The following is a 14,749-nucleotide window of genomic DNA, read 5'->3' as shown; positions in this document are numbered from 1 at the left end:
GGGGGCCGCTCATCGGCCCCCGGCTCATGGCCCGTCGGCTCATTGCCCGTCGGCGCTTTCCCGGAGGACCGCCGTCAGCTCGCCGAGCAGGAAATCCGCGATCGCTTCCGGCAGATAGAGGTCATAGATGAAGCCCTCCGGCAGCTTAAGGCCGGTCAGCCCGGTAATTCTTTCCCGCAGTTGAACGGCCGACATGGACGTCATGCCCATCTCGAACACGTCGCCGTTCGGGCGGACCGAATCGACCGACGCGTAGCCGAGCATCGTGGCGATCTCCTGGCGGAGCAGGTCGAGCACCAGCTCCCGCTGCTCGGCCTCGCCGAGGCCGGCCAGCTGCCGGAGCCAGTCGAGGTCACCGGAGCCGTCGGCGGGCCCGTCGGGGCCGTCGAGCTGCGCCTGCTCGCGTTCCTGCTGACGCCAGGTCGAGAGCCGCGCCAGCACCGTGCCCAGCGGCATGTCCTCCCGCAACGGCTCGGCCAGGCCGAGGACTTCGGCCAGAGCGGCCATGTCCCCGCCCTCCAGAGCGGCCCAGAAGCGCTGCTCGCCCGGGGTGGCGGAGCCGGCCGCGACCGGTTCCGCGCCGGGCCTGCGGGCCGGCGGCTGCGGCCAGTAGGGCTGTCGCTGGAACGCGTACGTCGGCAGGTCGACGCGGCGCCCGCCGCCCAGGACCGCGGCCCAGTCCACGGGGACGCCGAGGACGTGGAGGGCGGCCAGCCCGGATGTGAACGACCGCAGGCCCCCTTCCCCGTGGCGCAGCGTCCCGGTGACGGTGGCGCCCGCCCCGGTCCGCAGGCCCCGGTCGTCCAGGGCCCGGGCGAGGGCCGCGGTGAGCACCGGGTCGGCGCTGACCTCGATGTACGCACCGAAGCCGCCGTCGGCCAGGGCCGCCGCCAACTCCTCGGCCGGCAGGGTTTCCTGCGGGCTCCGGACCCAGTGGTCGGCGCCCAGTCCGGCGCCCTCGGCCCAGGCCATCGCCCGGGTGGAGAACAGCGGCACCGTGCCCGCCCGCGGGCGGACGGCGGCGAGTTCCGCCCGGTCGGCGGCCGCGCCGGCCGCCGACCGGCCGGTCAGCACCGCGATCCGGGCCGCGTCCGCCGGTGACAGCACACCGGCCACCTGGGCGGCCGCGACCTCGCCCACCGCGTGGCCCGCGACGGCCGCCGGGTGGACGCCCGCCGAGCGCCACAGCGCGGCCAGCGACACCATCACCGCCCAGAGCACCGGCTGGAGGACCTCGGGGCGGTCGAGCGCCGGACCGGCCGGGCCCTCCCGCAGCACCTCGGTGACCTTCCAGTCGACGTACGGGGCCAGGTCCCGCTCGCACGCGGCGATCCGGTCCGCGAAGACCGGCGCCTCGTCCAGCAGCGCGGCGGCGCAGCCGAGCCACCGGGACTCGCTGCCGGGGAAGACGAACACGGGCCGGTGGCCCGCCGTCGCGGTGCCGGTCAGCACGTCCCTGGTGGGCACGCCGGCGGCGGCCACCGCGAGGCCCGCGAGCAGGCCGTCCCGGTCCGCGCCCAGTACGACCGCCCGGTGGTCGAAGACCGTGCGCGTGGTGGCCAGGGAGAACCCGATGTCCACCGGGTCCGCGTCCGGCCGGTCGAGGAGGAAGTCGCGCAGCCGCCCGGCCTGGGCCCGCAGTGCCTCCTCGGTCCGCCCGGACAGCACCCACGGCACCACCGCCGGCGCTGCCGACGGGGCGACGGGCGCGGCCGGCGCGGGGGCCTCCTCCACGATGACGTGCGCGTTGGTACCGCTGATCCCGAACGAGGAGACGCCCGCCCGGCGCGGCCGCCCGTTCGGCTGCCACGGCACCGGCTCGGTCAGCAGCCGCACCCGGCCCTCCGTCCAGTCGACCTGCGGCGTGGGCTCGTCGACGTGCAGCGTGGCGGGCATCCGGCCGTGCCGCAGGGCGAGCACCATCTTGATCACTCCGGCGATGCCGGCCGCGGCCTGGGTGTGTCCGATGTTGGACTTCACCGACCCCAGCCAGAGCGGCCGGTCCTCCGGCCGGTCCTGGCCGTAGGTGGCCAGCAGCGCCTGGGCCTCGATCGGGTCGCCCAGCCTGGTGCCCGTGCCGTGCGCCTCCACCACGTCGACCTCGTCGGCGCGGACGCCGGCGTTGGCCAGCGCGGCCCGGATCACCCGCTGCTGCGAGGGCCCGTTGGGGGCGGTCAGACCGTTGGACGCACCGTCCTGGTTGGTCGCGCTGCCCCGCAGCACCGCGAGCACCCGGTGCCCGTTGCGCTGCGCGTCGGACAGCCGCTCGACCACCAGCACGCCCGCGCCCTCGGCGAAGCCGGTGCCGTCCGCCGCGGCGGCGAACGCCTTGCAGCGGCCGTCCGGGGCCAGCCCGCGCTGGCGGGAGAACTCGACGAACGTCCCCGGCGTGGCCATGATCGTCACGCCCCCGGCGAGCGCCATCGTGCACTCGCCGGACCGCAGTGCCTGGGCCGCCAGGTGCAGCGCCACCAGCGCCGACGAGCACGCCGTGTCGACCGTGACCGCCGGCCCCTCCAGGCCGAAGGTGTAGGCCAGCCGGCCGGACAGGATGCTGGTCGCGATCCCGGTCATCAGGTGGCCCTCGGCCTCCGCGCCGCCGTGCGCCAGCACGCTCATCTCGTAGCCGGAGGTGTAGCCGCCCACGAAGGTGCCGGTCTGGCTGCCGCGCAGGGACACCGGGTCGATCCCGGCCCCCTCGATGGCCTCCCAGGACAGCTCCAGGAGCAGTCGCTGCTGCGGGTCCATGGCCAGCGCCTCACGCGGGCTGATCTCGAAGAACCCGGCGTCGAAGGCGCTGGCGTCCTGCACGAACCCGCCCGCCTGGGTGTACGAGGTGCCGATGTGCGCGGCGTCCGGGTCGTAGAGGGAGTCCAGGTCCCAGCCGCGGTCGGCGGGGAACGGCGAGATCGCGTCCTGCCCCTCGGAGATCATCCGCCAGAGGTCCTCGGGCCCCGTCACACCGCCCGGGAACCGGCAGCTCATGCCGACGATCGCGATCGGCTCGTCGTGGGCCGCCGCCCCGACCGGGGCCGGCGGTGCCACGGCCGCCGAGGCTCCGCCGCCGAGCCGGCCCCGCAGGTGCCCGGCCAGCACGGCCGGGTTGGGGTAGTCGAAGACCAGGGTGGCCGGCAGCCGCAGTCCGGTCCCGGTGGTGAGGCGGTTGCGCAACTGGACGGCGGTGAGCGAGTCGAAGCCCAGGTCGGTGAAGGCCCGGCCGGGCTCGACGGCCTCGGCGGAGCTGTGCCCCAGCACGGCCGCCACGTGGGCCCGGACCAGGTCCAGCAGCATCCGGTCGCCGTCCGCGGCGGGCAGTGCGGCGAGCCGCTGCCGCAGCGAGTCCGCGCCCGCCCCGTCGGAGGCGGCGGCGGTGCGCCGGGCCGGTCGGCCGGCCAGTGCCCGCCAGAGCGGCGGGACGTCACCGGTGCGGGCCGCCTGGGACCGCAGCCCGGCCAGGTCCAGCTTGGCCGGTACCAGCACCGCCTCGTCCCGGCCGAGCGCCAGGTCCATCAGGGCCAAGCCCTCGGCCGCGCTCAGCCCGCTGGTCCCGCTCCGGGTCATCCGGGACCGCTCGGCGTCGGTGAGCTGCCCGGTCAGGCCGCTGACCTCCGCCCAGAGGCCCCAGGCGAGCGAGGTGGCGGGCAGTCCGGCCGCCCGCCGGTCGGCCGCCAGCGCGTCCAGGAACGCGTTGGCCGCCACGTAGTTGCCCTGACCCGGGACGCCGAACGTCGCCGCGGCCGAGGAGAACAGCACGAACCGGTCCAGATCCAGACCCCGGGTGAGCTCGTGCAGGTGCCAGGCACCGTCGGCCTTCGGCCGCATCACCGCGGCCACCCGCTCGGGCGTCAGCGACGGAATCGTCCCGTCGTCCAGGACACCGGCGGTGTGGATCACGCTCCGCAGCGGACGCCCCGCCGGAATCGCCGCCAGCAGCGCGGCCAGCGCCTCACGGTCCGCCGTGTCACAGGCGACCACGTCCACCGACGCACCCGACCGCGCCAACTCCGCCGCCAGCACGGCCACCCCGGCGGCGGCCGGACCGGAACGGCTGGTCAGCACCAGACCGTCCGCCCGCCCCGTGGTCACCAGATGCCGCGCGACCAGACCGCCCAGCGTGCCCGTGCCACCCGTCACCAGCGCCGTCCGCCCGGTCTGTCGGCCCGGCAGCTGTTCAACTGCCTCCGTGGAACGGGATGGACGCGTCAGCCGCCGTGCGTGGGCCAGGGTGCCGCGAACGGCGAGTTCCGGCTCGCCGGTGGCGAGTGCCGTCGGGAGGAGGGCGATCTGCTCGGCGCCCGCGCCGGTCGGCAGGTCGACCAGGACGAGCCGGCCGGGGTTCTCCGACTGCGCCGAGCGCAGCAGCCCCCAGACGGCGGCGGCGGGCAGATCGGCGATCCGCTCCCCGGCCGCGGCAGCGACGGCTCCCCGGCTGACGACCACCAGCCGGGCCTCGGCCAGACGCTCCTCGGCCAGCCAGGTCTGGGCCAGGGCCAGGGCGTCGCCGGTCGCCCGGCGGGCGGCCTCGGCCGCGTTGTCGCCCTCCGTCTGGTCACCGGCGCAGGCCAGCACCAGGGCGGGCTCGATCTCCCCCGCCTCGGTGGCGGCGGCCAGGCCGGCCAGGTCCGTGAAGGCTCGGACCGGAACGCCGGAGGCCTTCAGCGCCTCGGCGAGGCCGAAGCGGTCGGCGCCGATCAGCGCCCACGCCCCGACCGGAGCCTCGACAGCGCTCACCGCGGCCCACTCGACGGTGAACAGGGAATCCGCCACCCCGGCATCGTTCGACCGGAATTGCTCGGCCGACACCGGACGAGTGATCAGCGACTCGACGGAGACCACCGGAGCACCCGTCGCATCCGCCGCCGACAGCACCAGACTGCCCTGCGCATCCCGGCGCAGCCGGGCCCGCAACACGGACGCACCCGCCGCGTGCAGCTCGACACCCGTCCACGCGAACGGCAACCGCACCTCGTCCCCGGCCTCCGACACCAGGGCGCTGGCCTGCAACACGCCGTCCAGCAGCGCCGGGTGCAGACCGAACGCACCCGCATCGGCGGTCACCGAGTCCGGCAGCGCGACCTCCGCGAAGACCTCGTCGCCCCGGCGCCAGGCGGCCCGCAAGCCCTGGAACGCCGGCCCGTAGCCGTACGGGCCGTCGGCCGCGGCCTCGTACATACCGCTGACGTCCACCGCCGTGGCCCCGCGCGGAGGCCAGACCGCGAAGTCCTCCTCCGCGACCGGCGCCTCCCCGGCGGGAGCGAGGACGCCGTCGGCGTGCTGCGTCCACTCCTCCTGCCCGTCGGGGCGGGAGAACACCTCGACCGTCCGACGACCCTCGGAGTCCGCCTCGGCCAGCACCACCTGGACCTGCACCCCTCCGCCGTCGGCGGGCAGCACCAGCGGCGCCTGGAGCGTCAGCTCCTCCAGCAGGCCGCAACCGAGTTCGTCACCGGCCCGGACCACCATCTCGACGAAACCGGTCCCCGGCAGTAGCACCGCCCCACCGATCGCGTGATCGGCCAGCCACGGGTGCGTCCGCACGGACAGCCGCCCGGTGCAGACCAGGCCCGCACCACCGGCCAGCTCGACCGCCGCACCCAGCAGCGGGTGACCGACCGCACCCAGACCCAGCGACACCGCGTCCCCACCCAGAGCCGGTCCGGCCGCACGCGGCCAGTACCGCTCGTGCTGGAAGGCGTACGTTGGCAGCTCGACCCGCTCGGCGGAGGGGAGGACGGAAGTCCACTCCACGGAGGCGCCGTTGACGAAGGCCTCGGCGAGCGAGGTGACCAGCCGGGTCACGCCGCCCTCGTCGCGGCGCAGCGTGCCGCAGACGGCGGCGGGCACGATGCCCGGGCCGGCCTCCTGGGCGACCTCTTCGAGCGTGTCGTTCATCGCGCCCAGCAGCACCGGGTGCGGAGTCACCTCGACGAAAACCTGGTGCCCCTGACCGGCGAGCGTGCGCACCGCGCGGTCGAAGTGCACCGTCGCCCGCAGGCTGCCGTACCAGTAGGCGGCGTCCAACTCCTCACCGGTCAGCGTCTCGCCGGTCATCGCCGAGACCATCGGGATCCGGCCCCGGCGCGGCGCGATACCGGCCAGGACCTCGGTGATCTCCGCTTCGAGGCGGTCCACCTGCGCCGAGTGCGAGGCATAGTCCACCGCGACAAGGCGGGCCCGGACTCCCTCCGCCTCGAACTCGGCCTTCAGCTCCTCCAGGGCCTCGGGCTCGCCCGAAACCACCACCGCCGAAGGGCCGTTGACGGCCGCAAGAGAGAGCCGCTCACCGAAGCGCGCTATCCGCTCCTCGACCACCGCGGCGCTCCGGCTCACCGACAACATGCCGCCCAGGCCCGCCAGGACCTTCAACGACCGCGAACGCAGCGCCACGACGCGCGCGCCGTCCTCCAGCGACAGCATCCCGGCCACCGTCGCCGCCGCTATCTCACCCTGCGAGTGACCGACCACGGCGTCCGGCGCGACACCGGCTGCCTCCCAGACCGCCGCCAGCGACACCATCACCGCCCACAACGCCGGCTGGACGACATCCGCCGCCGTCAACTCCGGCACACCCGCCAGGACATCGGCCAGTGACCAGTCCACATACGGCGCCAGCGCCGCCTCGCACTCCGCGAGCCGCGCCGCGAACACCGGGCTGCACGCCGCCAGTTCACGGCCCATGCCGACCCACTGCGAACCCTGCCCCGCGAACGCGAACACCACCCGCGCACCCGGCCGCGCCACACCCGACACCACCGACCCCGACGGCACACCGGCCGCCAGACTCCCCAACCCGGCCACCAACTCGCCGCGCCCGCCACCCAGCACGACCGCCCGGTGCTCGAACACCGACCGCGTCGTCGCCAGCGACCACGCCACCTCCGCCGGCTCCACCGACGGCCGCGCCGACACCCACGCGTGCAGCCGCTCCGCCTGCGCCGTCAGCCCCTGGGCGGAACGCCCCGAGACCGCCCAGGCCCCGACCCCGCCGGGTTCGACCACCGACGGGGCAGCGGCCGGCTCGACCGGCTCCGCGTCGGTCGCGGTACCGGCCTCGGCGGGCGCCTCCTCCAGCAGGACGTGCGCGTTGGTGCCGCTGATCCCGAACGAGGACACACCGGCCCGACGCGGCCGCTCCCCCACCGGCCAGGGCGCCGCCTCCGTCAGCAGCTCCACCTCACCGGCGGACCAGTCCACGTGCGGCGACGGCTCGTCCGCGTGCAGCGTCCTCGGCAGCTCCTGGTGCTGCAACGCCAGCACCATCTTGATCACACCCGCCACACCGGCGGCCGCCTGGGTGTGCCCGATGTTGGACTTCACCGACCCCAGCCACAGCGGCTTCTGGGCACCACGGTCCTGACCGTAGGTCGCCAGCAGCGCCTGCGCCTCGATCGGGTCACCCAGCTTGGTACCCGTCCCGTGCGCCTCGACGGCGTCCACATCGGCGGCCGTGAGGCCGGCGTTCGCCAGCGCCGCGCGGATCACCCGCTGCTGGGACGGACCGTTCGGCGCCGTCAGACCGTTGGACGCACCGTCCTGGTTCACCGCCGAGCCGCGCACCACGGCGAGCACCCGGTGCCCGTTGCGCCGCGCGTCCGAGAGCCGCTCCAGGACCACCATGCCGGCGCCCTCGGCGAAGCCCATGCCGTCCGCGTCGGCCGAGAAGGCCTTGCAGCGGCCGTCCACCGCGAGACCGCGCTGCTGGCTGAACCCGACGATGCCGTCGGGGGTCGCCATCACGGTGGCCCCGCCGGCGAGCGCCATCGAGCACTCCCCGGCGCGGATCGCCTGGGTGGCCAGGTGCAGCGCCACGAGCGAGGACGAGCACGCGGTGTCGATGGTCACCGCCGGGCCCTCCAGGCCCAGCGTGTAGGACACCCGGCCGGACATCACGCTCGTCGCGAAGCCGGTCGTCAGGTGCCCTTCGGCTCCCTCGCCGCCGGTCGCCAGTCCGAGCCCGTAGGCCGACGCGAACCCGCCGACGAAGACGCCGGTCTGGCTGCCGCGCAGTGTCGCGGGGTCGATCCCGGCCCGCTCCAGCGCCTCCCAGGACGTCTCCAGCAGCTGACGCTGCTGCGGGTCCATAGCCAGCGCCTCACGCGGCGAGATCCCGAAGAACCCGGCGTCGAAGCCGCCGGCGTCCGCGACGAAGCCGCCCTCCTGGGTGTAGGAGGTGCCGACACTCTCGGGGTCCGGGTCGTAGAGGCCCTCCACGTTCCAGCCGCGGTCGTCCGGGAAGCGGGAGATCGCGTCCGCCCCGGTGGTGAGCAGTTGCCAGAACCCGTCGGGGTCGTTCACGTCGCCGGGGAGCCGGCAGGCCATTCCGACGATCGCGATCGGCTCGTCGGATCCCGCTTCCGCCGGGCGGACCGGCAGGAGGTCCACGGGCTGCTCGGCGTCACCGAGCAGCCGGGCCCGCAGGTGACCGGCCAGCGCGACCGGGTTGGGGTAGTCGAAGACCAGGGTGGCCGGCAGCCGCTGACCGGTCGCGGTGCCCAGGCGGTTGCGCAGTTCGACCGCGGTGAGCGAGTCGAAGCCCAGGTCGGTGAAGGCCCGGCCCGGCTCGACGGCCTCGGCGGAGCTGTGCCCCAGCACGGCCGCCACGTGGGTCCGGACCAGGTCGGTGAGCAGCCGGGTGCGCTCCTGTTCGGAGAGGCCGGCCAGCTGCCGTTGCAGCGAGTCCGCGCCGACGCCGCCCGAGGCGGCGGTCCGCCGGCCGGTCCCGGCCGTGACCAGGGTCCGCCAGAGCGGCGGGACCTCCGCGCTCCGCGTGGCCTGCGCGCGCAGCCCGGCGAGGTCCAGCCGGGTCGCCACCAGCAGCGCCTCGGAGCGGGCGGTCCCCTGGTCCAGCAGGGCCAGGCCCTCGGCCGCGCTCAGTGCCACGGCGCCACCGCGGGTCAGGCGGGCCCGGTCGGAGTCCGAGAGCTGCCCGGTCAGGCCGCTGACCTCCGCCCAGAGGCCCCAGGCCAGCGAGGTGCCGGGCAGTCCGGCCGCCCGCCGGTCGGCCGCCAGCGCGTCCAGGAACGCGTTGGCCGCCACGTAGTTGCCCTGACCCGGGACGCCGAACGTCGCCGCGGCCGAGGAGAACAGCACGAACCGGTCCAGGTCCAGACCCCGGGTGAGCTCGTGCAGGTTCCAGGCGCCGTCGGCCTTCGGCCGCATCACCGCGGCCACCCGCTCGGGCGTCAGCGACGCGATGGTCCCGTCGTCGAGCACTCCGGCGGTGTGGATCACGCTCCGCAGCGGACGCCCGGCCGGAATCGCCGCCAGCAGCGCGGCCACCGCCTCACGGTCCGCCGTGTCACAGGCGACCACGTCCACCGACGCACCCGACCGCGCCAACTCCGCCGCCAGCACGGCCACCCCGGCGGCGGCCGGACCGGAACGGCTGGTCAGCACCAGACCGTCCGCCTGGGCCGCGGTCACCAGATGCCGCGCGACCAGACCGCCCAGCGTGCCCGTGCCACCCGTCACCAGCGCCGTCCGCCCGGATGGGCGGGGGGCGCGCAGTTCGGCGGGGACGGTCAGGACCAGCTTGCCGGTGTGGCGCGCCTGCTGCATGAAGCGGAACGCCTCACGCGCCCGCCGGATGTCCCAGGCCCGGACCGGGAGCCGCGTCAGCTCGCCCGCCGCCATCAGGTCGACGATCCGGCCGAGCATCGCCCCCATCCGCTCGGGCCCGGCCTCGCCGAGATCGAACGGCCGGTAGAAGACCCCGGGGTACTGGACGGACAGGGCCTCCGCGTCACGGAGGTCGGTACGGCCCATCTCGACGAAGGCCCCACCGCGCGGCAGCAGCCGAAGCGAGGCGTCCGTCAGCTCGCCCGCCAGGGAGTTCACCACGATGTCCACACCCGCGCCGCCGGTGGCGGCGAGGAACTCCGCCTCGAACCCGGCGTCGCGGGACGAGGAGATGTGCGCTTCGTCCAGGCCCATCGCGGCCAGCACCGGCCACTTCGCCGGACTCGCCGTCGCGAACACCTCCAGGCCCAGGTGCCGGGCGAGCTGCACCGCCGCCATGCCGACGCCACCGGCGCCCGCGTGCACGAGCACCCGTCGGCCGGCCTCGGCCTCGGCCAGCTCCACCAGCGCGTACCAGGCCGTCATGAACGCCACGGGCACCGACGCGGCCTCGGCGAAGGTCCAGCCCTCCGGGATCCGCACCAGCTGCCGGGCGTCCGTGACCGCCACCGGCCCGAACCCGCCTGCGGCGACGCCCATCACCCGGTCGCCGACCGCGAGGCCGGTCACCTCGGGGCCGAGGTCGAGCACCGTACCCGCGAGCTCACTGCCCATCACACCGCCGCCCGGGTACATCCCCAGGCCGATCAGCACGTCGCGGAAGTTCAGCCCGGCCGCGTGGACCGCCACCCGGACCTGTCCGGTCTCCAGCGGGTCGCCCGTCTGCGGCGCCGGCGCCGGTGTCAGCCCCTCCAGTGACCCGCCGGCGTCCGGCTCCAGCCGCCACGGGCCCTCGGGCACCGCCAACTCGCCCGCCGGGCGCGCCAGACGCCGCCCGTGGGCCTGGTCGGCGCGGACGACCAGCTCGGACTCACCGCTGCCCACCGCCGACGGCAGCACCGTGGCGGGCGCACCGGACTCACCGGCGGGCAGGTCGACCAGGACGAGTCGGCCGGGGTTCTCCGACTGCGCCGAGCGCAGCAGGCCCCAGACGGCGGCGGCAGGCAGATCGGCGACCCGCTCACCGGCCGCGGCAGCGACGGCTCCCCGGGTGACGACCACCAACCGGGCCTCGGCCAGACGCTCCTCGGCCAGCCAGGTCTGGGCCAGGCCGAGCGCCTCACCGGTCACACGCGCGGCCGCCTGCGCCGGGTTTCCACTGTCCTGGTCACCGGCGCAGGCCAGCACCAGGGCGGCCTCGATCTCCCCCGCCTCCGTGGCGGCGGCCAGACCGGCCAGGTCCGTGAACGAGCGGACCGGAACGCCGGAGGCCTCCAGCGCCTCGGCCAGACCGAAGCGGTCGGCGCCGATCAGCGCCCACGCCCCGACCGGAGCCTCGGCAGCGCTCACCGGGGCCCACTCGACGGTGAACAGGGCATCCGCCACCGTCGAGGCAGCGGAGTTCAGTTGGTCGGCCGCCACCGGACGGGTGATCAGCGACTCGACGGAGACCACCGGAGCACCCGTGGCGTCCGCCGCCGTCAGCACCAGACTGCCCTGCGCATCACGGCGCAGCCGGGCCCGCAGCACGGACGCACCCGCCGCGTGCAGCTCGACGCCCGTCCACGCGAACGGCAGCCGCACCTGCCCGGAATCGCCCTCCTCGGAACCGCCGACCAGGGCGCTGGCGTGCAGCACACCGTCGAGCAGCGCCGGGTGCAGACCGAACGCACCCGCATCGGCGGCCACACCCTCGGGTAGCGCCACCTCGGCGAAGACCTCGTCGCCCCGGCGCCACACCGCGCGCAGCCCCCGGAACGCCGGGCCGTAGCCGTAGGGCGTCCCGGCCAGCGCCTCGTACATACCGCTGACGTCCACCGCCGTGGCCCCGCGCGGAGGCCAGACCGCGAAGTCCTCGTCGGCGAGCGCGGGTTCACCGGCGGGGGCGACCAGACCGCTCGCGTGTTGGAGCCACGCCTGCTGCGCGTCGGCGGCGTCCGGGCGGGAGAACACCTCGACCGTCCGACGGCCGTCCGCATCGGCGGCGGCCACCACGACCTGGACCTGCACCCCGGAACCGTCCGCCGGGAAGATCAGCGGCGCCTGGAGGGTCAGTTCCTCCAGCAGGCCGCAGCCCACCTGGTCACCGGCCCGGACCACCATCTCGACGAAGCCGGTCCCCGGCAGGAGCGCGACCCCGCCGACCACGTGGTCGGCCAGCCAGGGGTGCGTCCGCAGCGACAGCCGCCCGGTGCAGACCAGCCCCGCGCCGCCGGCCAGCTCGACGGCCGCGCCCAGCAGCGGGTGACCGACCGCGCCCAGGCCGAGCGAGACCGCGTCCCCACCGAGGGACGGCGCCGCAGCCGGCGGCCAGAACTGCTCGTGCTGGAAGGCGTAGGTGGGCAGCTCCACCGACTCGGCGGCCGGGAGCACCGTGCGCCAGTCCACGGGGGCACCGTTGACGAAGGCCTCGGCGAGTGAGGCCAGCAGGCGCTGGGCCCCGCCGTCGTCGCGGCGCAGCGTGCCGCAGACGGCCGCCGGCAGCGCGGCGGAGTCCAGCGCGACCTCTTCGAGCGTGTCGTTCATCGCGCCCAGCAGCACCGGGTGCGGAGTCACCTCGACGAAAACCTGGTGGCCCTGACCGGCGAGCGTGCGCACCGCGCGGTCGAAGTGGACCGTGGCGCGCAGGCTGCCGTACCAGTAGGCGGCGTCCAGCTCCTCGCCGGTGAGCGTCTCCCCGGTCATCGCGGACACCATCGGGATCCGGCCCCGGCGCGGCGCGATACCGGCCAGGACCTCGGTGATCTCCGCTTCGAGGCGGTCCACCTGCGCCGAGTGCGAGGCGTAGTCCACCGCGACCATCCGGGCGCGCACGCCCTCCGCCTCGAACTCCGCCTTCAACTCCTCCAGCGCCTCGGGCTCACCCGAAACCACCACCGCCGAAGGCCCGTTGACCGCCGCCAGCGACAGCCGCTCACCGAACCGGGCGATCCGCTCCTCGACCACGGCCGCCGACCGGCTCACCGAGAGCATCCCGCCGAGACCGGCCAGCACCTTCAACGACTTCGAACGCAGCGCCACCACCCGGGCGCCGTCCTCCAGCGACAGCATCCCCGCGACGGTCGCCGCGGCGATCTCACCCTGCGAATGCCCCACCACCGCAGCAGGCTTGACACCGGCGGCCTCCCAGACCGCCGCCAGCGACACCATCACCGCCCACAACGCCGGCTGGACGACATCCGCCGCCTTCAACTCCGTTACACCCGCGAGGACATCGGCCAGTGACCAGTCCACATACGGCGCCAGCGCCGCCTCGCACTCCGCCAACCGCGCCGCGAACACCGGGCTCGACAGGGCCAGTTCACGGCCCATCCCCACCCACTGCGAACCCTGCCCCGCGAACGCGAACACCACCCGCGCACCCGGCCGCGCCACACCCGACACCACCGACCCCGACGGCACACCGGACGCCAGACTCTCCAACCCGGCCACCAGCTCGCCGCGCCCGCCACCCAGCACGACCGCCCGGTGCTCGAACACCGACCGCGTCGTCGCCAGCGACCACGCCACCTCCGCCGGCTCCACCGACGGCCGCGCCGACACCCACGCGTGCAGCCGCTCCGCCTGCGCCGTCAGGCCCTCGGCCGTGCGGCCCGACACCAGCCAGGCGTCCGCCCCCGACACCACCGGCGCCGTCGCCGGGGTGTCGCCCTCCTGGGCCTCGGCGCCCCCGGCCGGGGCCTCCTCCAGGATGATGTGCGCGTTGGTACCGCTCAGGCCGAACGAGGACACCCCGGCCCGGCGGGCCCGCTCGCCGGCCGGCCACGGCACGGCCTCGGTCAGCAGCCGGACCTCGCCTTCCGTCCAGTCGACGTGCGGCGACGGCACGTCCGCGTGCAGGGTCTTCGGCAGCTGCTCATGCTGGAGGGCCAGCACCATCTTGATCACACCGGCGACACCCGCCGCCTGCTGGGAGTGACCGATGTTGGACTTCACCGACCCCAGCAGCAGCGGCCGTCCCTCCGGACGGTCCTGGCCGTAGGTGGTGAGCAGCGCCTGCGCCTCGATCGGGTCGCCCAGCGTGGTGCCGGTGCCGTGCGCCTCGACCGCGTCCACGTCGGCGGCCGAGATCCGCGCGTTGGCCAGGGCCGCGCGGATCACCCGCTGCTGGGACGGACCGTTCGGCGCCGTCAGACCGTTGGACGCGCCGTCCTGGTTCACGGCCGAACCGCGCACCACCGCGAGCACCTTGTGCCCGTTGCGCAGCGCGTCCGACAGGCGCTCGACGACGACCATGCCGGCGCCCTCGCCCATCCCCATGCCGTCCGCGTCGGCCGAGAACGCCTTGCAACGCCCGTCCTCGGCCAGGCCGCGCTGCCGGGAGAACCCGACGAAGCCCATGGTGGTGGCCATGACCGTGACACCGCCGGCCAGCGCCAGCGAGCACTCCCCGGCGCGCACCGCCTGGCAGGCCAGGTGCAGCGCCACCAGCGACGACGAACACGCCGTGTCGACGGAGACCGCCGGCCCCTGCAGACCGAGCAGGTAGGAGATGCGGCCGGACATCACGCTGGCCGCACCACCGGTCATGAGGTGCCAGTCGAGCCCCTCCATGGTCTGCAGGGACTGGTGCGCGACGTAGTCGGAGGGGGCGACGCCGACGAACACGCCGGTCTGCGAGCCCCGGAGCGAGGCCGGGTCGACCCCGGCCCGCTCCAGCGCCTCCCAGGACGTCTCCAGCAGCAGCCGCTGCTGCGGGTCCATCGCCAGCGCCTCACGCGGCGAGATCCCGAAGAACCCGGCGTCGAAGCCGGCCGCGTCCCGCAGGAACCCGCCCTCGACCACGTAGGACGTGCCCTGGTGGTCGGGGTCGGGGTCGTAGACGCCCTCGGTGTCCCAGCCGCGGTCGTCCGGGAACCCGGAGATCGCGTCCCCGCCGGCGGCGAGCAGCTCCCACAGTTCCTCGGGGGTCGTCACGCCCCCGGGGTAGCGGCAGCTCATGCCGACGATCGCCAGCGGTTCCGAGGCCGCCGAGACGAGCTGGCGGTTCCGCTGTCGCAGCCGCTCGGTTTCCTTCACGGAGGCACGCAGCGCTTCAAGGAGCTTGTCGGCCTGTCCGGTCATCGCTGCC

The 14,749-nt window shown here is 75.3% G+C and carries 1 pseudogene; it reads right to left on the bottom strand.

What is annotated here, in order from left to right:
• Positions 1-105 precede the first annotated feature (105 nt).
• Positions 106-14,742, bottom strand: a pseudogene (locus tag OG618_RS27630) (SDR family NAD(P)-dependent oxidoreductase); the annotation flags it as partial.
• Positions 14,743-14,749 lie beyond the last annotated feature (7 nt).

Origin of the sequence: Kitasatospora sp. NBC_01246 (assembly GCF_036226505.1) — a bacterium.
Classification (GTDB): domain Bacteria; phylum Actinomycetota; class Actinomycetes; order Streptomycetales; family Streptomycetaceae; genus Kitasatospora.
Note: the sequence above shows the minus strand (reverse complement) of the source record. Positions and strands in the feature narration are given on the sequence as shown.